This is a genomic window from Garicola koreensis (assembly GCF_014195445.1).
GTDB classification, from domain to species: Bacteria; Actinomycetota; Actinomycetes; order Actinomycetales; family Micrococcaceae; genus Nesterenkonia; species Nesterenkonia koreensis.
Genome location: NZ_JACIBT010000001.1, coordinates 104,179 through 129,094, shown reverse-complemented (window position 1 = coordinate 129,094; position 24,916 = coordinate 104,179). Strand labels below are relative to the sequence as shown.

Annotated in this window: 26 protein-coding genes and 1 pseudogene; 13 read left to right on the top strand and 14 right to left on the bottom strand. The window is 65.0% G+C overall.

Going from position 1 to position 24,916, the window contains the following annotated elements; genetic code table 11:
* Window positions 1-441: 441 nt before the first annotated feature.
* Window positions 442-606 (top strand): annotated as a pseudogene (locus tag FHX47_RS11090) (IS30 family transposase); the annotation flags it as partial.
* Window positions 607-822: 216 nt separating this feature from the next.
* Here FHX47_RS11090 and FHX47_RS00635 read toward each other — a convergent pair.
* From FHX47_RS00635 to FHX47_RS00625, 3 genes are all read right to left on the bottom strand, one after another.
* Window positions 823-1,842, bottom strand: a complete 1,020-nt coding sequence (locus tag FHX47_RS00635) for an NADP-dependent oxidoreductase (RefSeq protein WP_183356976.1) — start codon at window positions 1,840-1,842, stop codon at window positions 823-825.
* Window positions 1,843-1,972: 130 nt separating this feature from the next.
* Window positions 1,973-2,176 carry a PIN domain-containing protein gene (locus FHX47_RS00630; protein ID WP_183356975.1) on the bottom strand — a complete coding sequence of 68 codons (204 nt, stop codon included), beginning with the start codon at window positions 2,174-2,176 and terminating at the stop codon, window positions 1,973-1,975.
* A 28-nt stretch (window positions 2,177-2,204) separates the two neighbouring features.
* A complete protein-coding gene (locus FHX47_RS00625) occupies window positions 2,205-2,501 on the bottom strand; it encodes a hypothetical protein (RefSeq protein WP_183356974.1) in 297 nt (98 codons plus the stop codon).
* A gap of 200 nt (window positions 2,502-2,701) precedes the next feature.
* On the opposite strand from FHX47_RS00625, the gene FHX47_RS00620 reads away from it, so the two are divergent.
* The 6 genes from FHX47_RS00620 to pcaC all read left to right on the top strand — a co-directional run bounded on the left by FHX47_RS00620 (window position 2,702) and on the right by pcaC (window position 7,305).
* The gene (locus FHX47_RS00620) at window positions 2,702-3,049 is read left to right on the top strand and encodes a hypothetical protein (protein WP_183356973.1); all 348 of its coding nucleotides are present in this window, start codon (window positions 2,702-2,704) and stop codon (window positions 3,047-3,049) included.
* Window positions 3,050-3,368: 319 nt separating this feature from the next.
* Window positions 3,369-4,157 carry a protocatechuate 3,4-dioxygenase subunit beta gene (gene pcaH, locus FHX47_RS00615; protein ID WP_183356972.1) on the top strand — a complete coding sequence of 263 codons (789 nt, stop codon included), beginning with the start codon at window positions 3,369-3,371 and terminating at the stop codon, window positions 4,155-4,157.
* The gene (gene pcaG / locus FHX47_RS00610; RefSeq protein ID WP_183356971.1) at window positions 4,157-4,738 is read left to right on the top strand and encodes a protocatechuate 3,4-dioxygenase subunit alpha; all 582 of its coding nucleotides are present in this window, start codon (window positions 4,157-4,159) and stop codon (window positions 4,736-4,738) included. Before pcaH ends, pcaG begins: the two co-directional genes overlap by 1 nt.
* Window positions 4,735-6,111: a lyase family protein gene (locus FHX47_RS00605; protein ID WP_183356970.1), complete on the top strand. Its 1,377-nt coding sequence runs from the start codon at window positions 4,735-4,737 to the stop codon at window positions 6,109-6,111. Before pcaG ends, FHX47_RS00605 begins: the two co-directional genes overlap by 4 nt.
* Window positions 6,102-6,929, top strand: coding sequence for an alpha/beta fold hydrolase (locus FHX47_RS00600; RefSeq protein WP_246327884.1), 828 nt, complete (start codon window positions 6,102-6,104; stop codon window positions 6,927-6,929). The genes FHX47_RS00605 and FHX47_RS00600 overlap by 10 nt, the downstream gene beginning before the upstream one ends.
* Complete coding sequence (gene pcaC / locus FHX47_RS00595; protein ID WP_425484878.1) at window positions 6,922-7,305, top strand: 4-carboxymuconolactone decarboxylase; 384 nt, start codon at window positions 6,922-6,924, stop codon at window positions 7,303-7,305. The genes FHX47_RS00600 and pcaC overlap by 8 nt, the downstream gene beginning before the upstream one ends.
* A gap of 275 nt (window positions 7,306-7,580) precedes the next feature.
* On the opposite strand, the gene FHX47_RS00590 is transcribed toward pcaC, so the two are convergent.
* Window positions 7,581-9,464, bottom strand: a complete 1,884-nt coding sequence (locus FHX47_RS00590; protein ID WP_183356969.1) for an ATP-binding cassette domain-containing protein — start codon at window positions 9,462-9,464, stop codon at window positions 7,581-7,583.
* Window positions 9,465-9,570: 106 nt separating this feature from the next.
* On the opposite strand from FHX47_RS00590, the gene FHX47_RS00585 reads away from it, so the two are divergent.
* On the top strand, window positions 9,571-10,329 hold the full coding sequence (locus FHX47_RS00585) for a TSUP family transporter (protein WP_183356968.1): 759 nt from the start codon (window positions 9,571-9,573) through the stop codon (window positions 10,327-10,329).
* A 4-nt stretch (window positions 10,330-10,333) separates the two neighbouring features.
* Here the strand turns inward: FHX47_RS00585 and FHX47_RS00580 are convergent, their stop codons facing one another.
* The 4 genes from FHX47_RS00580 to FHX47_RS00565 form a co-directional block, all read right to left on the bottom strand.
* Complete coding sequence (locus tag FHX47_RS00580) at window positions 10,334-11,374, bottom strand: 4-(cytidine 5'-diphospho)-2-C-methyl-D-erythritol kinase (RefSeq protein ID WP_183356967.1); 1,041 nt, start codon at window positions 11,372-11,374, stop codon at window positions 10,334-10,336.
* A gap of 86 nt (window positions 11,375-11,460) precedes the next feature.
* The gene (rsmA, locus tag FHX47_RS00575; protein WP_343064246.1) at window positions 11,461-12,333 is read right to left on the bottom strand and encodes a 16S rRNA (adenine(1518)-N(6)/adenine(1519)-N(6))-dimethyltransferase RsmA; all 873 of its coding nucleotides are present in this window, start codon (window positions 12,331-12,333) and stop codon (window positions 11,461-11,463) included.
* On the bottom strand, window positions 12,330-13,289 hold the full coding sequence (locus FHX47_RS00570; RefSeq protein ID WP_425484877.1) for a TatD family hydrolase: 960 nt from the start codon (window positions 13,287-13,289) through the stop codon (window positions 12,330-12,332). Before FHX47_RS00570 ends, rsmA begins: the two co-directional genes overlap by 4 nt.
* Window positions 13,290-13,596: 307 nt before the next feature.
* Entirely contained in the window at window positions 13,597-14,799 is a 1,203-nt protein-coding gene (locus FHX47_RS00565) for an IS4 family transposase (protein ID WP_183356965.1), read from the bottom strand.
* Window positions 14,800-15,075: 276 nt separating this feature from the next.
* On the opposite strand from FHX47_RS00565, the gene FHX47_RS00560 reads away from it, so the two are divergent.
* A complete protein-coding gene (locus FHX47_RS00560) occupies window positions 15,076-16,017 on the top strand; it encodes a DUF559 domain-containing protein (protein ID WP_183356964.1) in 942 nt (313 codons plus the stop codon).
* Window positions 16,018-16,105: 88 nt separating this feature from the next.
* Here the strand turns inward: FHX47_RS00560 and rsmI are convergent, their stop codons facing one another.
* Window positions 16,106-17,008 carry a 16S rRNA (cytidine(1402)-2'-O)-methyltransferase gene (rsmI, locus tag FHX47_RS00555; protein ID WP_183356963.1) on the bottom strand — a complete coding sequence of 301 codons (903 nt, stop codon included), beginning with the start codon at window positions 17,006-17,008 and terminating at the stop codon, window positions 16,106-16,108.
* A 19-nt stretch (window positions 17,009-17,027) separates the two neighbouring features.
* Between rsmI and FHX47_RS00550 the strand changes: the two genes are divergently transcribed.
* Genes FHX47_RS00550 through FHX47_RS00540 form a run of 3 tightly spaced genes read left to right on the top strand, consistent with a single transcriptional unit; the run spans window position 17,028 to window position 19,737 of the window.
* The gene (locus FHX47_RS00550) at window positions 17,028-18,719 is read left to right on the top strand and encodes a dolichyl-phosphate-mannose--protein mannosyltransferase (RefSeq protein WP_183356962.1); all 1,692 of its coding nucleotides are present in this window, start codon (window positions 17,028-17,030) and stop codon (window positions 18,717-18,719) included.
* A gap of 13 nt (window positions 18,720-18,732) precedes the next feature.
* Entirely contained in the window at window positions 18,733-19,356 is a 624-nt protein-coding gene (locus FHX47_RS00545; protein WP_183356961.1) for a 5-formyltetrahydrofolate cyclo-ligase, read from the top strand.
* 48 nt (window positions 19,357-19,404) lie between these two features.
* The gene (locus FHX47_RS00540; protein WP_183356960.1) at window positions 19,405-19,737 is read left to right on the top strand and encodes an FmdB family zinc ribbon protein; all 333 of its coding nucleotides are present in this window, start codon (window positions 19,405-19,407) and stop codon (window positions 19,735-19,737) included.
* Between the two features lie 10 nt (window positions 19,738-19,747).
* On the opposite strand, the gene FHX47_RS00535 is transcribed toward FHX47_RS00540, so the two are convergent.
* A complete protein-coding gene (locus tag FHX47_RS00535) occupies window positions 19,748-20,851 on the bottom strand; it encodes an RcpC/CpaB family pilus assembly protein (RefSeq protein WP_183356959.1) in 1,104 nt (367 codons plus the stop codon).
* Between the two features lie 45 nt (window positions 20,852-20,896).
* On the opposite strand from FHX47_RS00535, the gene FHX47_RS00530 reads away from it, so the two are divergent.
* Window positions 20,897-21,154, top strand: a complete 258-nt coding sequence (locus FHX47_RS00530; RefSeq protein WP_183356958.1) for a hypothetical protein — start codon at window positions 20,897-20,899, stop codon at window positions 21,152-21,154.
* Here the strand turns inward: FHX47_RS00530 and FHX47_RS00525 are convergent.
* The 4 genes from FHX47_RS00525 to FHX47_RS00510 all read right to left on the bottom strand — a co-directional run bounded on the left by FHX47_RS00525 (window position 21,144) and on the right by FHX47_RS00510 (window position 24,915).
* Window positions 21,144-21,968, bottom strand: coding sequence for an ATP-binding cassette domain-containing protein (locus FHX47_RS00525; protein ID WP_183356957.1), 825 nt, complete (start codon window positions 21,966-21,968; stop codon window positions 21,144-21,146). The two genes, FHX47_RS00530 and FHX47_RS00525, sit on opposite strands and share 11 nt — an antisense overlap.
* Window positions 21,965-22,816 carry an ATP-binding cassette domain-containing protein gene (locus tag FHX47_RS00520; RefSeq protein ID WP_183356956.1) on the bottom strand — a complete coding sequence of 284 codons (852 nt, stop codon included), beginning with the start codon at window positions 22,814-22,816 and terminating at the stop codon, window positions 21,965-21,967. The genes FHX47_RS00525 and FHX47_RS00520 overlap by 4 nt, the downstream gene beginning before the upstream one ends.
* A 309-nt stretch (window positions 22,817-23,125) precedes the next feature.
* Window positions 23,126-23,896, bottom strand: coding sequence for an ABC transporter permease subunit (locus tag FHX47_RS00515; RefSeq protein ID WP_183356955.1), 771 nt, complete (start codon window positions 23,894-23,896; stop codon window positions 23,126-23,128).
* Window positions 23,897-23,955: 59 nt separating this feature from the next.
* Window positions 23,956-24,915, bottom strand: a complete 960-nt coding sequence (locus FHX47_RS00510; protein ID WP_183356954.1) for an ABC transporter permease — start codon at window positions 24,913-24,915, stop codon at window positions 23,956-23,958.
* Between the last annotated feature and the right edge of the window lies 1 nt (window position 24,916).

The following is a 24,916-nucleotide window of genomic DNA, read 5'->3' as shown; positions in this document are numbered from 1 at the left end:
CACGCTCCATCGCGTGCTGACTGGCCACGAACCACCGTCAATTGCGCACGCTTCATCGAACAGTTGGCACCTACAGGCTCACCTAAGTGTGTGTCACATAGCCCCCGTCACCGGACAAGTCACCGGACCACCTATACGGACACGCCGGGCCGGCATGACCTCAACGCTCCAGGTCAGAGGCGGGGGTGACCGGTGGGGGTTCCTTGGGTTCTTACGGTGATTGCAACACCTGTCTGAAATGAGGTGCCATGGATGCGTTTTTCGGATCATATGGTCCCGGAGGTGTATCAAGTGTTCTGGGCTGTTCTCTCCCACGGAGAGTTCATTACCGACGTTGCCGAGGCAGCGGGTACGTACCGGAAGAAGGGAGCCCGCTGGGTCGCCCAGGCTGGTGGAGTCCGACCCCGACGGGGCCGGAACCTGAAGGGCCGGTGTTTGACCTTCGCAGATCCGCATTCGCCCTGGCAGCGCGGCATCAACGAGAACACCAACGGACTGCTGCGCCAAGACTTCCCCAAAGGCACCGACCTCACGGTGCACAGCGCCGATGACCTGGACTGGGTCGCCGCTGAACTCAACGACCGGCCACGCAAACGATCGCTATAGTCGGGGCGGCCGCGATCAGGAACATGACAGCGGCGATACCGGACAAGGTTGCGGTTGTGTCTTGGTTCACTGCCCCTGGTCATCGCTATTTGTCTGCTGATCAACCGACAGCCATATACGTTGGCGCGTTTCCGTGCAGAGTTCCCTACGGACATTGACTGATGCCGCTTCTGACTACGGTCTGAGCAGCCGAGGCGGCCGGAGCTGGCGCTACACTTAAGAGATTCGGATGATCGTTTTGCCGAAGTTTTCCCCGCGCAGCATGCCGATGAAGGCCTCCGGTGCACGCTCCAGGCCTTCGGTGATGTCCTCGGTATAGACGACGTCGCCAGAGGCCACCCACTGCCCCATATCAGTCAAGAAGTCGGAGAACATCGAGTCGACGAATTCGCGCTGGATGAAGCCTCGCAGCAGCAGGCTGCGGGTCAGCACCGCGCGCATCAGCTGCGGAGTCTTGTCCGGGCCTTCGGGCAGGGCGGTCGCGTTGTAGTTCGCGGCCAGACCGCACACCGGCACGCGGGCGAACTCATTGAGCTGGGGCAGCACTGCATCCCAGACCTGCCCGCCGACGTTTTCGAAGTAGACGTCGATCCCCTCCGGTGAGGCCTCCTTCACCTGAGCGTCGAGGTCCGGTCCACGGTGGTCAATGACCTCGTCGAAGCCCAGTTCCTGCAGGTGTTCGACCTTTCGCTGCCCGCCGGCAATACCGATCGTGCGGGCCCCTTTGAGCTTCGCGATCTGCCCGACCGCCGAACCCACCGGGCCGGTGGCTGCGGCAACCGCCACGGTCTCGCCGGGTTGTGGTTGGCCGATGGCCAGCAGGCCGGCATAGGCGGTGAAGCCGGGCATCCCCAGGACTCCAAGAGCAGTGCTGAGCGGGGCAGCCTGGGGCTCCAGCTTGCGCAGCCTGGTGGCCGGTTCCACGCTGTACTGCTGCCAGCCGCCGAAGGAGAGGACGACGTCGCCTGGTTTGAAGTCGTCGGCGGCGGACTCCACCACCTCGGAGACCGTTCCGCCCACTATGACGTCTCCGACCTCCAGAGGGGTGACGTAGGACTTCGCGGTGCTCATCATGCCGCGCACATAAGGGTCCAGGGAGAGGTACTTGGTGCGCAGCAGCACCTGGCCGGAATCCGGTGAACCCACGTGGGCTGAGTCGTGATGAAAGTCCTCGGGCCTCGGCTCACCGTGAGGCCGGGACCCAAGACGGATCCGATGATTGGTCAGTGACGTCATGCCTTCTCCTTGGTCGAGGATCCCCTGCCGAACGCGGCCCCTGGCCCACGCGTCGCAACGGGCGCCCTCAGCACCGGCTCCGTATGCCGCTCGGCTTATGGGGCCTCGTGCCTGCCCGTTAATTGAGAGCCTACAACAGCTGGATCCTGCACTCGATGCCCGGGGCCCGGGCCAAGCGGGCATCGGTGGTCAGAAGGGCAGTGTCGGCAGTTTTTTCCGCAAGGGCGACGTAGGTGACGTTGTAGCCGCTGAGAGTGTGCCGCAGGGCCCAATCCGCGGTCGAAGCCAGTCGGCGGGAAATCGTGTGATCCTCAGAGCGCTGAAGCCTTGCCATGGCGAAGTTGCCCCAGCGTCTACGACTCTCACGCGCCACGGCCCTCATCGAGCACGGAGAGAATCGTGTTGCGATATGCCGCCCCCTGGACCTTCTCCTGAGTGCGGCGAATGACCGCCCTGTTGTCCTGCGCGATCTGCGAGCTCTCAGGAACCTCGGCAGAACCCGAGATCATGGCCGCGCTCTGGTCTGTGTCGACGACGTGCCGGAAGGAGACCGCGACTGCATCGTCTTCGGGCGTGACGGCAAGAATGAGCTCCTCGGCTTCGACAGTTGCCCGAAGGCAACCTGCGCAGACAAGCTCTGCGAAACCGGCAGAGGCCATGATGCAACTCGCCCAGGCGGAGTGGCCCGTTTACCGCGCACACTCGTGGCTGGTCACCGTCCTGGCCAGCACTCGTCCGCCGCTGACCCCCCATCGTCCTGGACATCGCCCAAGAGTATGTCGATGCCTTTATTGCGCTGGACACAGACCCTTCGGTCGCCCTGGGCCGCTACCTTGCGCTGAATGCCTACGTTCAGGGCATGGCGCTGCTGTTGGTGGCAGAACAGCAGGAAACAGCGCGAACGCAAAAGAGTGGTGACGCCTGGTGGTCGGACGAGATCAACCGGCTGACCCGCACCGGGGCGGCGTCGCACGCCAGATGGATCGCCGAGGTGAGCACCGGTGAAGTACCGGACTCCGACGACATCGAGATCTGGTTTCAGGACGGCCTGAAACGAATCATCGCGGGTCTCAGCGACGAAGGTGCGAACGGGTCAGCCCCAGGGTTGGCCAGAGACTTTTCCGTCGAGTTCATCAATCGGGAATACACGCTCGCTCGGTCCTCGCCAGAGCTTGGGTCACGTTCGTGTCTGTGGAGCCCGTTTTGATAGGGGCTGTGGGTATGGCACCACCGGATAGCGGGCCTAACACCATCTGCGGAGGGCCCCCACACTGTTGGTCTTGCGGGACGGTTCAATGTGCTTCGGTGGGGGCCTTCACCGGCACGCCAGGGGTGTCGGCCCCCACCCAAGTTGGCAGTTCCGGTTTTCTGGTGCACCGCCGCTAACCAGTGAAAGGACGACGACGCCGACCAAGAGTAGAAAGTGGACCTGTGACACCATTGAATGGGATTCTGCTGGTGGCAGGTCTCCTCCTGACGCAGAATCGTGGGGAGAACCACATCCAGGGCGAAGGAGTTGAGCGCTGATGGCGCAACCACCGACCAATCCCGACGCGGCGGCGGCCTCTCAGGAGCAGATCAGCGCCGAAATCGCTGAGCAGCACCGGAACTACCAGCAGCAGAAGGACCACGGGACCGAGGAGACCAGCGCCCGGCTGAACTTCCCGCCGTATCGCAGCTCGCTGCTGCGCCACCCCACCAAGTCGCTGCAGCATGCAGACCCCGAAGACATCGAGCTGCACAGCCCGGCCTTCGGCCAACGCGACGTCTCCCCCTTGGAAGCCGACCTCACCATCCAGCACGGCGGCGAGCCCATCGGGGAACGAATCGTGGTGTCCGGCCGGGTCCTCGACGGCGACGGCCGCCCGGTGCGCCATCAGCTCGTCGAGGTGTGGCAGGCCAATGCTGCTGGCCGCTACATCCACAAGCGCGACCAGCACCCTGCGCCGATCGACCCGAACTTCACCGGCGTCGGGCGCACGCTGACCGGACCGGAGGGCGAGTACAGCTTCACCACCATCAAACCAGCCCCCTACCCGTGGAAGAACCACATCAACGCCTGGCGTCCGGCCCACATCCACTTTTCACTCTTCGGCACCGACTTCACCCAACGCATCGTCACCCAGATGTACTTCCCCGGTGACCCGCTCTTCAGCCTGGACCCCATCTATCAGGCCATCACTGACCCGCAGGCACGCCAGCGGTTGGTGGCCACCTACGACCACGGCGTCTCCCAGCACGAATGGAACACCGGGTACCGTTGGGACATCATCCTGTCCGGCAGCAACCGCACCTGGAGTGAGGAGGACCAGTAATGGCATTGCCCCCCACCCCGGCCCAGACCGTCGGACCGTTCTTCGGCTACGCCCTGCCCTACGACGGCGGCCCGCAGCTGGTGGCCCCCGGCAGCAGCGGATCGATCCGGCTGCACGGAACCGTCTACGACGGCGACGGCGCCCCCATCCCGGACGCCATGGTCGAAATCTGGCAGCCCGATCAGCACGGGCGCATTTCTCAGCAACCGGGCTCACTCAGCCGTGACGGCCACACCTTCACCGGGTGGGGCCGCACCGAGGTGAACTATGAGGGTCAATTCACCTTCACCACAGTGAACCCTGGACCCACCGCACCTGGCAAAGCGCCCTACATCCTGCTGACCGTCTTCGCCCGGGGCCTGATGGACCGACTCTTCACCCGGGTCTATATGCCCGAGGACCGGCAGGCTCTCGGTGCCGACCCCCTCCTGTCCACACTTGCCGAAGACCGCCGGTCCACCCTCATCGCCCACCGCGACGACGACGGGGGCCTCCGCTTCGACATCCGGCTCCAGGGCGAGGACGAGACCGTCTTCCTGACCTACCCCAGGACTCCCCAGTTCACCGGCCGCCGCGCATGAACACCCCCGCAGGCCTGCTGTCCCCCGTCTGGGCAGATACCGAGGCAGCACAGCTGACCTCCGAGCAGGCGCTGCTCACCACCCTCGTCGAGGTCGAAGCAGCCTGGGCCGAGGTGCTGGCCGAAGCCGGCGAGGCACCTGCGGCCGGTGCGGCAGCCCTGCGGGCGATAGCCACCGATCCGGCAGCAGCCGGGCTGGACCCAGCAGAGATCGCAGCAGCCGGGGTCGGCGGCGGGAACCCCGTGATCCCCCTGCTGGCTCAGCTGCGCAGCGTCCTCAATGCACAAGAGACCTCTGACGAAGCTCTGCACCGGGGGGCTACGAGCCAGGACGTGCTCGACACAGCCCTGGTGCTCACCGTCCACCGGGCCTGCGCTGCGGCTCTGCGGGACGCGCGGGCCACAGCCGACGCCCTGGCGGAGCTGGCCGAGACCCATCGCAGTACTGTGTGTGTGGCCCGGTCACTGACCCAGCACGCCCTGCCCACCAGCTTTGGTCTGCGGGTGGCCGGGTGGCTGGACGGGATCCGCCGTGCCGCGGTGCGGCTCAGCGGCGCTGTGGCAGAACTGCCCATCCAGTGGGGCGGGGCCGCGGGCACTCAAGCAGCCCTGACCGACATGGTCGGAACAGCACGGGCCGCAGAGCTGACACGGCAGCTGGGCGTCCAACTGGGTCTGCCCACACCCTCCAGGCCGTGGCACACCCAGCGGCAGCCGCTTCTGGAGGTGGCCTCCGCCCTAGCCGGACTGCTGGCAGCAATGGGCAAGGCCGCCGATGATGTCCTGACGCTGCAGCGCCAAGAAATCGCCGAAGTCCGCGAATCTGCCTCCGGACAGTCCGGAGGCTCCTCCGCGATGCCCCAGAAGCAGAACCCGGTGCTGTCGGTGCTGATCCGGTCGGCTGCCCTGGCCGGGCCGGCACAGCTGGCCGGGCTCCACTACGCCGCAGCATCTGCGGTGGACGAACGGCCTGATGGCCCCTGGCACGCAGAGTGGCCGCAGCTGCTGGAGCTGCTGCGCCTGACGTGCGGGGCGGCAGCCCGGGGCGCAGAACTCTTCGCAGGGCTGATCACCATTCCGGAGAACATGGCACGAAACCTCCGGCTCACCGGCGGGGCTGTCCTGAGCGAACGCCTGGTGGCCGCACTCTCGGATTCGTTCCCCGGCGGAAAGTCCGCGCTGCTGGAGGTCATCAGCACCCACGCGGCCGGAACCTCGCTGCGCGCTGAGATCACCCGAGCATATGCCGCGGCCGGGTCGGTGGCCCCCGAACTGGACCGGCTGCTGGATCCGGCAGACTATCTGGGCCGGGCCGACGACTTTATCGACGCTGTCCTGGCCGACTTCGCAGCAGAGAGGACCACATGGAGCTGAACGAAACCTCCGTTCCGGAACTGACCGCATCCCTGATGAGCGGTTCCCCGCACGATCTGGCATCCGAGGCGCGACCGATCCTGGTGGTCGGCCCCTCACTGGGCACCAGTGTCAGCGCCCTGTGGCAGCCGGCGCTGGACCAGCTGGCCGATGATTTCACCGTCATCGGCTGGGACCTGCCCGGACACGGAAACAGCCGGGCCTCGTCTGCGCCCTTCACCATAGAGCAGCTGGCCGATGCGGTCGAAGCACTGATCGCGGCCCAGACTGCTGAGAACGCAACACCGGATGATCACCCGATGTACTGTGCCGGCGTCTCGCTCAGCGGTGCTGTGAGCCTGGAACTGTCCAGGCGAGCAGAATCGCGCTTCAGCGCCCATGCGGTGATCTGTTCCGCGGCAAAGATCGGCCAGCCTGAGGGTTGGACCGAACGGGCCGATCTGGTGGCCACAGCCGGCACTCCCACCATGGTCGAAGGTTCGGCCCAGAGATGGTTCGCGCCGGGGTTCATCGACAAGCACCCCGACGTGGCAACGACGCTGCTGGACTCACTCCAGCATGCAGACCGCCACTCCTACGCGCACGCCTGCCGGGCACTGAGCCAGTTCGACCTGCGGGAGCAGCTGGGCACCATCACCAGACCGGTGCTCGCTGTGGCTGGTGAACAGGACGCCGTCTGCCCACCGGCAGAGGCCCACTTCATCGCAGAGCACGCGCCCAATGCACACGCCCAGGTACTCTCCGACGTCGCGCATCTGGCACCGGCAGAAGACCCTGAGAACACCGCAGGACTGTTGAAGGAGCATTTCCTTGGCTGATGACACCTACGAGGAAGGTATGCGGGTGCGCCGTGAGGTGCTCTCAGATGCCCATGTTGACCGTGCGGAAGAGGCGAAGAACGCGTTCACCGAGGACTTCCAGGAGCTCATCACCCGCTACGCGTGGGGCTCGATCTGGACTCGTCCCGGGCTGTCCAGGACCACCCGTTCGGCTATCACGCTGACCGCAATGATCGCTGGCGGCTATTGGGAGGAGCTGGAGATGCACATTCGGGCCGCACTGCGCAACGGCATGAGCGCCGAAGAGATCAAAGAGGTGTTCCTGCAGTCGGCGATCTACTGCTCGGTGCCAGCCGCCAACGTCGCCTTCGGCATCGGCAAACGCGTACTGGCCGAAGAACTGGGCGAACAGTAGTCGACCGACACCGAACGCCGTACGTGCCGGTCAGCGAGGACACCGTCCACTAGAGTGTGCCGATGGCGCCGAGTCCTATGCCGGCAAACAGCAGCACGACGAGCAGAATAGCGACGGCTTGGGTCAGGGCCCCATTCTTCACGAGAGTAGTGTTCCTCCAAAAGCAGGTACGCAGATCTTCTCCAGGGTACCCAATGAGGCACGCTCTGCGGCGAATCGAACGTCACAGGGATCTGGGTCCGGGGCCGCCGCTCGGGGCCCCAGCGATGCGTCGGCTAAGACTCTGCCACCTCTGAGGCTTCCAACCAAGCCTCTTCGGCTTCGGCCAGCTCCTCCTCAACGCTGCTGAGCTCCTCCTGCAGCTCTGTCAGCCTCTCCACCTCAGCGGCGTGGGAGGAATCAGCCATCAGCTCATGGAGCTCGGCTCGGCGCAGGGAGAACTTCTCCATCTGCCTCTCCACCCGCCGCATGACTTTGCGCGCCTGCCGCTTCTCCCCCTCGGAAGGGCCCGCAGTGGAGTTGTCGGCCCCAGTGTCCTGCGGAGGTGGCTGAGCCGCAGAGCGAGCGGCGGTGCGCTGGGGCGTCTGAGCGGCCGTCGTCGAGCTCTGTCCGCGGTAGGTGCGGCCGTCGACGGCGGGGGCTTCCTCTTTGCCGGATCGGATACGCAGATACTGCTCCACCCCGCCGGGCAGGGCGCGCAGCTTCGCGTCACCCAGCAGCGCCACCTGGTGGTCGGTGACGCGTTCCAGCAGGTACCGGTCGTGGCTGACCACGATCAGGGTTCCCGGCCATCCGTCCAGCAGGTCCTCCATCGCGGCCAGCGTGTCGGTGTCCAGGTCGTTGGTGGGCTCATCGAGCATGAGCACGTTGGGCTCACCGGTCAGCAGCTTCAGCAGCTGAAGTCTGCGTCGCTCACCGCCGGAGAGGTCGCCGACTGGGGTCCATTGCCGTGATTTGCTGAACCCGAGGGTCTCCAGCAGCTGGGAGCCGCTGAACTCCTTGCCGCCGACGTTGAAGGTGGACTTGTGCTCGGTCATGACCTCCAGCACGCGCCTATGCTGGTGCTGCATCAGCTCGGTGACATCCTGGGTCAGCACCGCTGTCTTCACCGTTTTGCCGCGCTTGACCCGTCCGGCGTCGGGCTCAACCTGACCGTCCAGCAGGCGCAGCAGTGTGGACTTGCCGGCACCGTTGACGCCGACCAGACCGACCCGCTCCCCCGGCCCGAGCCGCAGGGTGATGTCCTCGAACAGCGGGGGCCCGGTCTTCGCCGCGGAGTGTGTGACGCTCTCCACGTCCAGCACGTCCTTGCCGAGCCGCGCGGTGGCCATGCGCTTCAGGCTCACCTGGTCGCGGGGCTCGGGCACGTCGTTGATGAGAGCGTTGGCGGCATCGATGCGGAACTTGGGCTTCGAGGTCCTTGCTGGGGCGCCGCGGCGCAGCCAGGCAAGCTCCTTCTTCACCAGCTGCTGGCGCTTCTGCTCGGCCGCGGCGGCACTGCGGTCACGTTCGGCTCTGGCCAGAGTGTAGGCGGCATAGCCGCCGTCGAAGGAGTCCACGGTGGCGTCGTGGACCTCCCAGGTGAGCGTGCAGACTTCGTCGAGGAACCAGCGGTCGTGGGTGACCACCAGGAAGGCGCCCTCACCGTGCTTCCACCGGGTCTTCATGTGATGCGCCAGCCAGGCGACACCTTCGACGTCGAGGTGGTTGGTCGGCTCATCGAGCATGATCACATCGTGGTCCTGCATCAGCAGCTGGGCCAGCGCCACCCTGCGGCGCTGGCCGCCGGAGAGCGACCCGATCGCGCTCTCCCAGCCGAGACCGCCGAGCAGGCCATCTACGATGTCGCGTTTGCGGCTGTCAGAGGCCCATTCGTGGTCGGCGGCGTCGCCGAGCACTGTCGCGCGCAGTGTCTGGGTGTGGTCCAGGACGTCCTGCTGGTCCAGGAATCCTACAGAGACACCGCCTCGCCAGGTGACCCTCCCGGCGTCCGGCTCGCCGCGTCGGGCCAGCAGACGCATCAGGGTCGATTTGCCGTCGCCGTTGCGGCCCACCACCCCAATGCGGTCGCCCTGATCCACCCCCAGCGTGAGGTCCTCAAGGACAGTGCGGGTGCCGTACGTGATGGAGAGCCCTTCGGCTCCAAGCAGATGAACCACGGTTGTTAACCCTATCGTCCCTGGGCCACAGTGCTCACCGATAGGGTGGAGGCCCGGGGCGCACCGGCGCCGGGGTGAGCACGAGGTGAGGGAGACTGCAGCACAGATGAGCGCAGATCTGCTGGTGGCGGTGACCATCATTGCTCTGCTGGTGCTGGCGGTGGTTCTGCAGCGGCTCACCGGAGTGGGATTCGCGATGATGCTGGCACCGTTCGTGGTGGTCATGATCGGTCCCCACGCCGGGGTGATGCTCACCAATGTGCTCGCCATTGTGGCCCCGGCCCTGGTGGTCCCGCTGGTGTGGAAGGACATTGAGTGGTCGAAGTTGGCGATCATTGTTCCCGCGGCGCTGGCGGTGATGCCGCTGTTCGGGTGGCTGGCGGCGGCCACGCCCCAGGGTCCGCTCTATATTGTGGTCGCCGTGCTGGTGATCCTGGGGCTGAGCGTCTCACTGGTGGCCAGCCGTACCAGTCGCGCGGTGGATGGCGGACTGGCACGGGGGCTGACCGGCGCAGGTGTGGGCGCCGGCGTGGTGCTGGCTGGAGTCGGCGGGCCTGCGATCACCATCTATACGGTGCTCTCCCGGTGGCGCATCCGAACCTTCGCCGCCACTATGCAGCCGATGTGGGTGATGGTCTCCATTGGTGGCTTCGGCACCAAATGGGCCATCAGCGGCGATGAGTTCCCGGCATTTCCCTGGTGGTTCTGGGTCGGCTGCCTGGCTGCCATCCTGACGGGACTGCTGATCGCCCACGTCATCCGACCGTGGGTCAGTGACCTGCTGGCCCGCCGGACGGTGATCGTCCTGGCGTTCGTCGGGGCGCTCACCTCCTTGGGGATGGGGATCGGCGAGACCCTCGGCTGAGCCGCTACAGCAGCCGAGCCCCGGAGGCGGGGCCGGTGACCGGGATCGCCCACACCCCGGTGCTCTCCTCCAACCGGGTGGCCAGCTGCACTGCTGCGGCGGCGTCGTGGACCAGGAACATCACCGTGGGCCCGGATCCGGAGACGATGCCCTGCAGGGCGCCCTCGGCCATACCAGCGTCCATCATGTCCTCCAGGTCGGGAGTCAGATGCACGGCGGCCGCCTGCAGCTCGTTGCCCATCAGGGCGGCGATCTGAGCAGTGTCGCTGGTGCACACCGCGCGCACCAGGTCGGCGTCCAGCTCGGGGACCTCAGCGGTGATTGATGCCTCGGCACGCAGCGTGTCAAGCGTCTGATAGACCTGCGGGGTGGAGAGCCCCACCGACGCGGGCACCAGCACCAGGTGCAGCTCTCCGCGGGTGAGCAGCGGAGAGAGCTCCTCGCCGGCCCCCTGGCCCACGGCCGCTCCGCCCAGAATGCTGAAGGGCACATCTGCTCCCAGGTTCGCACCCAGTTCGGCCAGCTGATCCTTGGTGAGTCCCGCTTCCCACAGTGCCGAGCAGGCCAAGAGCGCCGCCGCGGCGTCAGCTGAGCCGCCGCCCATCCCCCCGGCGATCGGCACGTTCTTGGTGATGGTCAGATCCACCCCGCCGCTGGGGCCGGGGGCCTCTGAGCTGCTGACCTCTGAGCTGTTCGCCGGGAAGCTGAGCACCGAGGCCTGACGCTGCTGCAGGGTCTGGCGCAGCAGTTCGGCGGCCCGGTAGGCGATGTTGTTGCTGTCCAAGGGCACCTCGGCGGTGAGCGTTCTGCCGGACTGCGGGTCTTTGTGATCGACACTGGTGAACGCTGAGCGGTGCGAGAGACTCACGGTGATGGCGCCGTCGTCCCGGGGCGCTGCTGTGACCTCTTCGTAGAGCGACACCGCGAAGTACAGGGTGGCGACGTCGTGATACCCATCATCGCGCAGCGGACCCACCCGCAGGCTCAGGTTCACTTTGCCTGGGGCCAGCGCGGTGACGTGGCCGAAGAACTCGCTGTCTCGCATATCACTCAACGGTAGCCGAGACTGCTGATGCCGCCGGTGTCAGACGCGCGGCCGGCAGGCCAGCCGCCTACTGCGCGAACCACGCGTCAGGCGTCGTCTGGGTTCAGCGCCGCTGCAATGCGCGCGAAGGCGGCAGTATCCAGGGTTTCGCCGCGGGCGACGGGGTCGACCCCGGCCTGCTGCAGGGCTGCGGCCGCCGCTGCTGCGGAGCCGGCCACCGGCGCCAGGGCGGCGCGCAGGGTCTTACGACGCTGAGCGAAGGCGGCATCGATCACTGTGAACACCTGCTCCCGGGTGACAGAGGAGGATGCAGGTGTGCGGCGTTGGAAGCGCACCAGCCCAGAGGAGACGCGCGGCTCGGGCCAAAAGACCTTGGTGCCGACCACTCCCACTTTGCGCGCCTCGGTGTCCCAGGCGATCTTCGCGCTGGGCACACCATAGATCTTTGAGCCGGGGCCGGCGGCGAGCCGATCCGCCACCTCCTCCTGCACCATGATCAGGCCCTTGGTGAGGCTGGGCAGCACCTGCAGCAGGTGCAGCACCACCGGAACGGCCACGTTGTAGGGCAGATTGGCCACCAGCACCTGGGGAGAGTCGACGTCGTCGGCGGTGATCCTCAGCGCGTCCTGATGCAGCACGCGCAGCTGATCGGTGCGGTGGCCGCGCAGCCGCTGGACCGTAGCAGGCAGGTGGGCGGCGAGCGCGGCATCAATCTCGACGGCGGTGACGTGTGCAGCCTCATCCAGCAGACCGAGCGTCAGCGACCCCAGGCCGGGGCCGACCTCCAGGACGTGTTCGGTGCCCTCCAGCTGCGCCAACCCCACGATGCGGCGGATCGTGTTGGGGTCTATCACGAAGTTCTGGCCGCGCTGTTTGGTGGGCCGGACCCCCAGCTGATCGGCCAGCTGACGAATATCGGCCGCAGAGAGCAGCCGAGGCTTGCCGGCCTGCGCGCTCACGTCCACGCACCGTAGGCCTGGGCGGTGTTGAACATGACCTGCTGGCAGAGCTGGCTGAGGTCGCTGCCGCGCACCTGGGCCATCAGCCGCATGGTCTGCGGGATCATGTATGGGGCATTCGGCTGGCCGCGGTAGGGGTGGGGGGTGAGGAACGGGCAGTCAGTCTCCACCAGGATCAGCTGCGGATCGGCGACGGCGAGCGCCTCGCGCAGCGACTCGGCGTTCTTGAACGTCACCGTGCCGGCGAAGCTCATGAACCAGCCGTTGGCGTTGCAGATCCGCGCCAGTTCGGCGTCGGCCGAGAAGCAGTGGAAGACCACCCTCTCAGGCAGGGCGGGCGCATCCTTGAGGACGGAGACGATGTCTTGGTGAGCCTCACGGTCATGGATCTGCATCGCTTTGCCGGTCTGGGCGGCCAGCGCGATGTGGTCGCGGAAGCTGCGCACCTGGTGGTCCCGACCCCACTCGCCGGTGCGGAAGTAGTCCAGGCCGGTCTCGCCGACAGCGACCACCTCTGGGTCCTGCGCCAGCTGGGTGATACGGGAGAAGGCGTCGTCGTAGGTCTTCTGCTCGAGCAGGTGCGGGGCGTCGTTGGGGTGCAGGGCGACGGCGGCCTTGGCGCGGGGCTCGGCGTGGGCGGCCTCTACAGAGAATTCACTGCTGGCCAGGTCATAGCCCACCAGCACGGCACCGGCGACGCCGACCTGCTGGGCCGCGTCCAGGTGCTGTTCCACGGTGACCTGCACCAGCCCGTCACGGAAGTCCAGGTGTGCGTGATTGTCGAGCACCGGCACCGGCAGCGGCTCCGGGGCCGGCGGGTACTGCAGGCGGCGCCGCTTCTTGGACTTCTCCTCGGTCTGGCTGCGCGCCGGGGCGTCGTCGTGCTCAGTGTGCCCCGCGGTGGGGATGTAGGCCTGCGGGGTCTCTCCGGGGGTCACGCTCTGCTGATGGCTCACAGCATCCCATCCTATGGCCACCGGACGCCCCCAGCACGCCCCTGCGACTCCGCTGTGCCGCAAGTGGGTGCCCCCGGGCCGCAGGTGGGCGTTAAGCGCAATAACGTTCAATTAGGTGATCTTGATGGCGTCGGTGCCTCGTCGTAGGGGCTGGGGCCAGTCGTAGTGGTGGGCGCGTTTGACGTGGGTTCTGGTGCATTTGCGTTTGACGACTCGTGGGTTGGATCGGGCTCGTCGGCGGGGCAGCAGCCGGTGGGCCAGTTCCCGGATGGCATAGCGCCACAGGCTCTGGTGGATGTCTGGGGTGTCAGGGGGAAAAAGCGCCCTGCTGGGCGATGGTTCGGCGGCTGATGTGCAGGGCTGTGATGAATGAGGCCCGATCAGGGTCCCGGCCGGAGCCGGCGGTGGCTTCATACATCAGCACTCGGATGGCGTAGTGGCAGCACAGGTGCCCCCAGATCTCTTGGTAGACCAGCTCGGGTTTGGCTGAGCGCAACACCCCGCGGGCTCCGCGCTGATGGGTCTTCAGCTCATCGAAGGCGGTCTCGATCTCCCACCGCTGGGTATAAGCAGCCGCCAACTGAAGCGCATCAGCTTCCTCAGGGTTGAAGATGGTGGTGATCAGCCGGTAGGTCTCCTCGTTGTCCCGGCCGTCATCGAGGCTGTACTCAATCACCCGCACCCGAGTCGGATGCTGGCGTTTGCGGTCGTTGACCGAATCGTAGATCTCACTGATCCAGGAGCCGTCCTCCAGGGCTTCGATCACCGGCAGTTTCAGGTTTGCTCGCACCCGCCAGCACAGATCCGCGCCCGTTGCGGCGGCGTTCTGCCAGGCGGTGTGGCTGTAGATGCCCCGGTCAGCCAGACACAGCACCCCCGGGGCCAGGCGGGCCAGCACGCTGGAAGAGGCCTCAGCCTCAGAGACCGTGTAGGGGACCACCTCGGCATCAGTGATCGCGTGAGTGCCGCATTCGGCCACTGCGACCATTCGGGCCTGCGGGAAGGCAGCCCGCTCGCCCTTGGCGGTGCCGGGCCGACCGAAATGGGCCTCATTGGCCGGGGTGTCAGGCACATCAAGACACGTACCGTCGAGGGCGAGAAGCCGCCGTCCGGCCAGGAAACTCTCCGGGGCACCCTGGGCGACCAGTGGCTTCGCCGCCCGGCAGAAGAGCTCTTTGACCGGCTCAGCACCCAACCGGGTACGGGCATGAGAGATCGCCGCCTTATTCGCCAACCGGGCCGGCATCTCATCCCGCTCTGCCCAGGCCAGCCCATCAGTGACCAGCGACGCCACATCCTCATAGGAACCATCAGTATGCAGTGCCATACCGATAGCGAAATAGGCCATCGCCCGAGCCGGCAACTGCCGATTCCGCTGCTCCCTTCGGCCGGTGGCCTCGATCACCTCATCAACCAGCCCCGGCGGGAACACCCGCATCAGCACACCCACCGAGACCGCGTCACTCAAGCGACGATCAGATTCTGGCTTCCTCCATCCAACACGTGGCATACCCCAAGACTACACCCATATAACCCTAATTGAACGGTATTGGCGTTAAGCGCCGCAATAGTCCGGCCGCCGTGGTGTATTGCGGCACGTAACGCCCACTACAGCGTTGGGGGGATTCGGCGCGGGGATGCGCAGCGTGGGGGTGGGACATGCGCAGCGTGCGCGTGGTGGTGCGCGTGGTGGGCCGCTCTCCGGGACCGGGCCGCGCCGACCACGGTTATCCACAGGCTGTGAATGACGCCTGCGGGGCAGGCCGGAAACCGCCAGGATGGCAGGATGAGGAACCCCACGCCCCTGCCGGAGCCGCTGCGCCGCGGCCCGGTGACCCAGCAGATGCTCACCGACGCCGGGCTGCCCCGCAGCCGGATGCGGCGCCGGGACATGGTCCGGCTTCACCGCGGCAAATACGCACACCAGGACACTTTCAGCGGGCCCGGGCCGGAACAGAACCTCCGTTGGGCGGTGCTGCTGGCCCGGAGCATCCCCGACTGCTGGATCTCCCACACCACTGCGGCCAAGGTCCACGGTCTCAGCCTTCCCACTCGGTTGGACGCCGAAACCACCGTTCACCTGTCCCAGCCTCTGGGCACTGCCCGCCGGATTCGGCGTCACGGAGTCCGGGCCCACCGGATGAAACTGGACCCGGCCGATCTGGTGACAAAATACGCAGCGTCTATCGCCTCCCCGGCCCGGACCCTGCTGGATCTGGCATCGCAGGCAAGCGTTGATGAGCTCATCATTGTCGGCGACCAACTGGTGCGCACGCCCTACGCCGCCTATGAGCCGCGGGTCGGCGCCTTGGCGACGCTGGGTGATCTGCAGGCGGTCACGGCCAAGTACATCGGCACGGCGGGCCGGCCCCGGCTGACTGAGGCGGTGAATCTGATTCGCATCGGGTCGGACTCCGCCGCGGAGACTCTGCTGCGGCTGGCCCTGGTGCGCGCCGGCCTGCCGGAGCCGCAGCTTCAAGTGCCGGCCGAGGCGTCCGATCCGCGCGCACCCTGCGCTGACATGGGGTATCCGCAGGCAGGCATCGTGATCCAATACGACGGCGCCACACACGCAGACACCGGCCAGTACCGCAGAGACGCGCTGCGCGACAACACGTTCACCGCCCTAGGGTGGATCGTTCTGCGGTTCACCGTCGATGACTATCGCAACGGGTTCCGCCGCGCCACGGCGCAGGTACGCCGCATCCTCGCCGAACACAGCGGCTAGTGGGCGATTAGTGCCGCAAACATGGGGCGGAGCCGGATCATTGCGGCACGTAACGCCCACCAGCGGTCGACGGCGGCGGGTTCACACCCTAAGGCTCCCGACGACGGCGCAGCGCGACGGCGGCGTCGTAGAGTTCACTGGCCGGCACCCGGTGTGCGGCGCCGACGTCTTTGGCCGCGGCCTTGAGCCGCTCTCCGGCGGCGGCCCGCTCCAGGACGGTCCCTGCCAGCTCTTCCGCCGTGGGCGTCGGCTCCCCGGGACGGTCGCCGGCAGATGTCCCGGCGAGCACCAGCACGAACTCCCCCTTCAGCCCGGCCTCAGACCGCTGGGTGAGCTCGGCGGCGAGTTCGCCCAGGCTTCCGCGGAGCACCTCTTCAAACTTCTTGGTCAGCTCCCGGGCCACCGCCGCCTGCCGGTTCTCCCCCAGGGCGGCGGCGAGCTCGGCGACGTTCTCCGCGATCCGCCGCGGTGAGTCGAACAGCACAGTGGTCCACTCTTCAGTGCGCAGCCGTTCGACCAGACCGGCGCGCTCACTCTGCTTGCGCGGGATGAATCCGGCAAAGGTGAAGCGGTCGGTGCCCAGCCCGGAGACTGCCAGAGCAGTGGTGACCGCCGAGGCTCCGGGGGCCACGGTGAGGCCGATGTCCGCACCGATGGCGGCTGCCGCGATCCGGAACCCCGGATCGGAGACGGCGGGCATTCCTGCGTCGGAGACCACCAGCACCCGGGCGCCGGTTTCAGCCTGCTCCACCAGCTGCGCGGCGCGGGAGGCCTCATTGTGCTCATGCAGGCTCACCAACCGGGCTGCGGTGCTCAGGCCCAGGGCGTGGATCAGGTGGCGGGTGCGCCGGGTGTCTTCGCAGGCGATGATGTCTGCGGTGCTGATGAGCTGCTTCAGCCGGTCAGTGGCGTCTGCGAGATTGCCGATCGGGGTCGCCGCCAGCACGATTGGTGATTCCCACAGCGGGTCAGGCTCTTCCTCACGGCTCATCCTCAGTAGGATACCCAGGATGAGCGCCGCTGTGACCGGACCCCAGGCCGACGACGCCGAACCCACCCCTGCGCAGGCACCCACGGAACCCTCGTCAAGCGCGCGCACAGCTCATCAGCGATGGTTGGAGAACCGGCTCAGCGCTCACCGGTTCTCCCCCGGCATCTGGGGGTGGCTGGTGCCGGCAGTGGTGGCAGCCTTCGCCGCAGCCCTGCGATTCACCGGCATCGGCAACCCCCATCAGCTGATCTTCGATGAGACCTACTACGCCAAGGACGCCTACGCGCTGCTGCAGGCCGGCTACGAACTGACCTGGCCCGAGGAGGCCGACGGCGACTTCCTGGCCGGAAACCCGCAGGTCACCGATGAGCCCTCCTATGTGGTGCACCCGCCGCTGGGCAAGTGGCTCATCGCAGTGGGGATCCGGCTCTTCGGCACCGAGACGGCGTTGGGGTGGCGGTTCTCCGCCGCCGTGGCCGGAGTGGTGGGTGTGCTGCTGGTGGCCCTGATCGCCCAACGCATGTTCCGTTCGGTGTTCCTCGGAGGTGTCGCCGGGGTGCTCACCGCTGTTGAGGGTCATCACCTGGTGATGTCGCGGGTGGCGCTGCTGGACATCTTCCTGATGATGTTCGTGCTGGCGGCCTTCGGCGCCGTGGTGATGGATCGCTACAGTTCGCGACGTCGTCTGGCCAGCTGGGCGGCGGCCCACTCTGCTGATGCTGCTGCTGAGCGCTGCGGCCCAGTGCTGTGGTGGCGGCCCTGGCAGCTGGCCGCAGCAGTGCTGCTGGGGTGTGCGGTGGCGGTGAAGCTGTCGGCACTGGCGTTCTTCGCAGTCTTCGGCATCCTGGTGGTGCTCTGGGACCTGCAGGCCCGTCGGCTGGTGGGGGTACGCCGGTGGGTGCGGTCCGGGCTGCTGCGCTCTGGGCTGCCGGCGGTCATCACCGTGCTTCCGGCGGCCGCCGTGACGTACCTGATCTCCTGGAGCGGCTGGCTGTTCACCACGGGCGGGTGGGGTCGGATGTGGCACCAGGACAACCCCGCCGAGGGGCTCGGCGTGCTGGTGCCGGGGCCGCTGCGCTCGCTGTGGAACTACCACGCCTCTGCCACCGATTTCCACACTGGCCTCGCTGATGGCCACGAATACGCCTCCGGACCGTGGACCTGGCTGTTTATGGGCCGTCCGGTCTCGATGCACTACCAGGGCCTCAGCCGCGGGGAGGAGTATGAGCACACCAACGAGGTCTGCGCGGTTGATTCCTGCTCCTCGGCCGTTCTGGACCTCGCCAATCCGCTGATCTGGTGGGCCGCGGCGGTGGCACTGATCGTCGTTGTGCTGCTGTGGCTGGGTCGCCGCGATTGGCGCTGCGGGGCGATCCTGGCCGGGTACGTGGCTGGATGGTTGGTGTGGCTGCTCTTTCCCGATCGGACGATGTTCTTCTTCTACACCATCGGTTTTCATCCCTTCGTGATCCTGGCGCTGACCGCGGTGGCGGCGGCAGTGCTGGGTATCGGCACCGGGGCACGGCATCGGCGCTCAGTGCCGCGCACCGCCGCCCAGATCCTCAGCGCCCGGCAGCGCAACACGGTGCTGGTGCTGTGCTTCGTGCTGCTGGCGGTGGCGGTCTCCGTGTTCTTCTGGCCGGTGTGGACCGCGGAGCTCATCCCCTACGATCAGTGGCAGCTGCGCATGTGGCTGCAGTCCTGGGTCTGATCGGAGGCCGTGGGTGGAACCCAAGGCAGAAGTACGACGCCGCCATCGCGCCCAACGCGCTGCGCTGAGCCGGGCGGAGATCGCCGCACGCGCTCAGCGACTCGCTGCGGTGCTCGGTGAGCAGATCGGCGCAGAATCGGTGGTAGTGGGGTACATGCCCATGCGGGGTGAGCCGGACGTGCTGCCGCTGCTGGGCGAGCATATTCGTCGCGGGGGCCGGGTCTTTGTGCCGGTGATCATCGACGCCGGCACCCGCCGGCTCGCGTGGGCACAGTGGACCAGCACCGTCCAGCTGCGACGCAGCACCCTGTTTCCGGTCATGGAGCCGGTCGGTGTGCGAACCACCACCACCGAACTTCTGCAGCTGGCGGCGCACACCGGCCTCACAGTGCTCGTCCCCGCCCTGGCAGTGGATGCTGCCGGGGCGCGCTTGGGCCAGGGCGGGGGGTTCTACGACACGCTCTTCGCTGAGCATTCTGAGCTGGTGCAGCGTGCGGAGCTTCTGGCTGTGCTCCACGCCGAGGAGGTGCTGAGACCGGGTAGCTTCGCCGTGGAGGACCATGATCTGCGGGTGCACCGGGCGGTGACTCCCGAGGGGATGATCACCCTGTCAGGAGAGCACGATGAATCAGTATAGAATTGGCACTCAGACCTTTCGAGTGCTAAGCCGTTGGTGAGGAGCCCTATGCCTACCTATGCGTACGCCTGCAAAGAGTGCGGGCACGCCTTTGATATTTTTCAGTCCTTCAGCGAGGATGCGCTGACCGAATGCCCACAGTGCTCCGGGCTGCTGCGGAAGAAGTTCGGCAACGTCGGTGTGACGTTCAAGGGTTCGGGCTTCTACCGGACCGACTCACGCAAGAGCTCCAACTCAACACCTGCGTCCAGCTCGACAAGCTCGAACGGCTCATCAGAATCCAAGGGATCATCGGGGTCTGATGGCGCCAAGGGTTCGGACTCTGCCAGCTCCACCAAGGCCAGCTCCACCAAGGAGTCCTCCTCCACCAGCTCCAGCTGACTGCTGGCAGCTACGTCTGCGGTTCGCTGACCAGGCTCAGGTGCAGCCGACTCTGGTGACTTGCCTCCGCGATCGCAGCCGCTGTGGCGGAGTCCACCGCGAGGATCACCACCTGCCTGGCCTGCTCGGCCGCGCCGAGCCAGTTCTCCGACTCCCCCTGCGGAATCCACAGCACCGGGGCTGACTCGGCGACGCGCTGTGTGCCGCCCTCGGATTCGGGGGCGTCGGATGAGGCAGTCACATCAACGTGCTGACCCGGGGAGAGCAGCCCAATCATCGACGCATCAGAGGGTCGGACAGGCACTGCGACGGTCTCGGGTCCGTGTCCCTGCAGCAGCCCGGGTCCCACCATCTGGGCTGGATGGACCAGCGCACCGGTCGGCAGCGCCGTCGCAGCCGTGCGGCCTGCGTACTCCTCAGCCTCACCGATATGCTCCGCCGGGACGGCCTCCACATCCACTGCGGCCTCCTCCAGCAGCTCAGCAGTGAGCACATCACCGGCTGCCACCGGTGCGGTCACTCGCACGGCTGTGGTGGTTTCCACCTGGGAGGACTCTGCAGCAAGCATCGCCGCTGCAGCCGCGCACAGCCCCAGGACCAGTGCCACCGGGACTCGAAACCTTCGCACCCACCGGTAGAGACCGCCGGGTCTGAGCCTTCGGCGCACGCGCGGAGGTTTGGGGCCACGCGGAGGCTTGCGCGCACGCGGAGATTTGGGCAGACGCGGTGCAGCTTCGGCGCCTCGGCGTCGTCGTCGGGTGCTCGGTGCAACGGTGGCGCGACCGCGTGCGTGCTGCGGCTGAGGTGCGTGCTGCGGCTGAGGCTTTTCCTTCTGCGGTTTGGCCGGCACAAAGGGAACGGTCTTCTCCGCCGTCTGCGTGCTGGGCCACGGGGCACGGCGCCGGCGAGCCGATACTGGCGAGAAGGTGTCGCTGCTCATGTCCCCACCCTGGTGCCGCCGCCGCTGCGGCGGATCACTCTGCGCTGCCGCTGTGGCGTCTTCGGCGTGTGCGTGGCCGGCCAGCACTGATGGGGAAAACTCACAGTTACCCGCTCGCGGTACTACCCATTCGGCAGTGGCGGATTCGACGTCCTCGCGCAACCGCGTGTCCATGGAGTGATGAGATTCAGAGTCCACGATGATGCGAGCTTGCACATCATGGAGCTTGTCGCAATGCGCAACTCTCTCTCCGATGGTCAGGCTCCTGGCATAGACCGTGAGAAGACTCTCATCAGGCTAGGTCAACCGGCATCGATGCATGTTCGCCATCTGCTGCGAGTAGGTGTCCTCACGGTTCTGAGGCACTTCGATCTCAACCTGACCGGCAGCCTCGGGCAACTGAGTCTTCGCCCGGGTGCCGCTATGGCCATTACCATCCTGTCGGCCAAAATCGTCACGGACATTCTCATGCCCTAGGTTGGTTGGTCACACGATCGAGCGGGTAAACTCGCGGCACGGAGGCGAGGAGCTTCTTCGTGTAGGAGTGTTCCGGGGCGATGATCACGTCGGCCATTCTGCCTGATTCAACCACCTCCCCTCTGTTCATGACGTACACATCGTCGCAAAAACGGGCGGCGACCCCCATGTCATGTGTGATCATAAGCACCGACATCCCTCGTTCTTCGGCCAGCTGTTCGATCGTGTCAAGCACGGCATCCTGAACGGTAACGTCCAAGGCTGAAGTGGCCTCGTCGGCAATAAGTAGCTGTGGTTCCGAGGCAATGGCCATAGCAATCATAACTCGTTGACGCATGCCTCCCGACAACTGGTGAGGATAGCTACTGAAGACCCTTTCGCTCGTCCGAATGCCGACAGCATCGAGGCTGGACATCACTTTATCCTTAGCCTCGCCCCGCGGCAGAGGTTTGTGCGTAAGTAGCACATCCAATATTTGGCGCCCCACGCGGATAAGGGGGTTTAACGTTGACATGGGATCCTGAAAGATCATGGCGATCCGTTTACCCCGGATCTCCGTCAACTCGGCGGCACTAGCCGTGAGAATATTCTTGCCTTCGAAATCGACCCGGGACGTCCGCCCGTAGGCCATCTGGCGCTCGTCGTTCAATCGCAAAATCGACATGGCGGTGACGGACTTGCCGGAACCGGATTCTCCGATGATGCCAACTCGAGCTCCTGCGCCGAGGGCCAAGCTAACATCAGCCACTGCAGGATACGGTAATGAACCAAATACCACATTGAGGTTCTCAATTTCAAGCAGGGGGCTAGTCACCGCGCACCTCCTGAATTTTCAGATGAATCTTTCATTTTTGTCAGTCTACGACGCCCCCTGTGCCGAGAACTCGGCTCAGGCTCAAGTACAGCATTCAGAAGCGCTTTGGTGTACCAATGTTGCGGATTGTCGAAAACCTCTTCAACGGAGCCGGTTTCGACGAGCTTTCCCATATACATGACAGCGACCCGATCAGAAACTTGGCGCACGACTCCCAAGTTGTGCGCGATAAAGAGGTATGCAATTCCGTGGTCTCGTTGCAGTCCGTCAAGGAGTTTCAGAATCTGTGCCTGCACGGATACGTCGAGGGCGGACGTCGGTTCATCACATACGATGAGCTTAGGAGAGAGTCCGATGGCACGGGCAATAGCAACTCGTTGTCTTTGACCTCCAGAAAACTGGTGGGGATAGTTGGCTGCCGCCGAGCCATCGAGCTCAACCATCTCCAGCAACTCACTCACTCGAACTTTTAGCTGATCCCGCTGCACGAAACCGTGCGCCAACAAAGGTTCCGCAATCTGCTTTCCAATTGGCATCCGCGGGTCGAGCGTTCCGTAGGGATCCTGAAAGATCATTTGCAAATTCTGGCGAACGCGACGCAACGCCCCGCCTCGTAGTTGATTCATATCTGATCCGTCGAAAGCAATCTGTCCTGACCACTTGGTCAATCCCACCACTGATCGCGCGATGGAAGACTTTCCGGATCCGGATTCACCTACTAACCCAAGCGTCTCTCCAGCCTGGAGTGTCAAATTAACACCATCAACGGCATTCGCAACCTGGTGCTTATTCTGTACGTTTCCATAATTAACGACTAGGTCTTTTATCTCCAAAAGTGGCTCGTTCATGTAAACCTCCTCAGCACTGTTCCGGGACGAGTCTCGTTCGGCACGTCGGCCCATAGCACGTTGCGGTGGCACACCCTGCAGAACGCGTATCGGCGTCCGGATAGCAAATGCAGTCAAGGTCGCAGTTCGTAGGAGTGTCGATGGAACCAGGAGGTATCAGAGAGCCTCTGAAACCGCCGTTCGTCGAACCTGAGGGTTCTTCGGGTCGTGCCATAGACTGCGCTCGACCGTCTGCAACGAAACCGACGGATCCTATGGGCCCTGTTCTGGTGCCGTCGACGGCGATTCCGCCACGTACCGCGAAGTAGCTCATTTTTGCCTTCTCTTCTTCAGGGGATTGAAAGACTCAGCAGCAAGTTCTCCGGAGGCCATCAGAAGTCCGGCCGCTATCGTGATCGTCAGACCAGCTGCGACCGCATAACCGGGCGACGTGACGTAGTAGTCCTTCGAGCTCTCGAGAATGGTCCCCCAGGTTGAATCCGGGAGTTGAACTCCCAGTCCCAAAAAGCTGAGGCCAGCCTCGATGAGGAGCGCTTCCGCCATCAGCTGCGGGATGAGGGTGAAAAGCGGGCCTGCCATATTTGGAAGGACATGACGCGCCATTGTACGCCTCGGCGAGATTCCGGTCACCCGGGCTGCCACCACAAACTCCCGTTCTTTCAGCGCTTTTGTTTGCGCACGCACGAGAACAAATACCCGCGGGGCGAAGACAAACCCAATAATACCGACCAGCGTCAGAGCTGTCGTTCCAAAGCTCGACACTACTAGGATCGCGAAAAGCACCATTGGAAAGGCCAGAATGGCCGAAGCCCCGCTGGATATTCCACCATCGATAAGCTTGCCACTGTTGCCGGCGAGCAATCCAGATGGTACGCCAATTACAAGCGCAATTATGACACTGCCCGCCGCGATCACGACCTCGAGCTGGGTCGCATGGACGAGTCGTGCGAGCACATCTGCACCAGCTTCATCCGTCCCCAACGGATGTTCCCATGAGGCGGACTGCAGGATCGAGTCCGAATCAACCGCAGTCGGATCATGCGTCACGAACAATTCCGGCCACAGGGCAACCGTGAGCACCAAGATCCCTGTCGCTATTAGTAAAAGACGGGCAACCCCGACTCCCTTTAACCACCGCATCATTTGGCAATCCTTGGGTCTATAAGGCGGTTCGCCATGTCGGACAGGAATCCAACCAGCACTACGACAACAGTGGTGATTAGCACCGCACCCTGGACGACCTGATAGTCACGATTGAGTACGCTGCTGAGCAACAATTGCCCAAGGCCGCCAATACCAAATACTGCTTCGACTAGTACAGCATTTCCCACCAACACACCGATTTGGACGCCAACGATCGTAATCATCGGAAGCACTGCATTTCTTGTTGCATACCTAAATATTCTCGTTCGCCGGGGAATCCCCATAGCTGTCGCCGTCCGCATATAGTCCTGCCGAAGCACGTCCGAGCCTTCCGCATAAACGAAGCGCGTAAGCACTCCCGTCAGAAACACTGAGAGCGTAGCCACCGGCAATATCATGTGCCTGATGAATCCGCCAGGGTCGATGAGCGGAGAGACGTACCCCCCTGAGGGCAGGACACCGAGATTCACAGAAAAGAAGATGATTAGAATCAGCCCCAGCCAAACACCGGGTATGGCGATCGACATGGTCGTTACGACCCGCACCCCACGGTCCACCGCGCCGTTTCGATGACTCGCGGCCCACATCCCAATGGCGATTGAGAGCGGCACTGACACCATCACTGAAAGTAGGACAAGCCAGAGCGTGGGCGGGACTGCATTGACGATTAGCGAGAGGACTGAAACGCCACTTCGGCTGGAGTTACCGAAATCACCGCGCAGTATGTCGCCAATCCATATCCCGTACTGGACTATCCACGGCTGGTCGAACCCCATTTCCGTCCGTACTTGGGCGAGCAACGCCTCAGCATCTTCGTGTCCCGCTTGGGGCCCGAGCAGCAGCACGGCAGGGTCCCCAGGCGTCAGGCGGAGAGCCAGGAACGCCAACACGGACACCAGCCACAGGACGAACACGAGTCTTGCGATCTCTAAAAAAGTTCTCGTTATTGCTGGCATT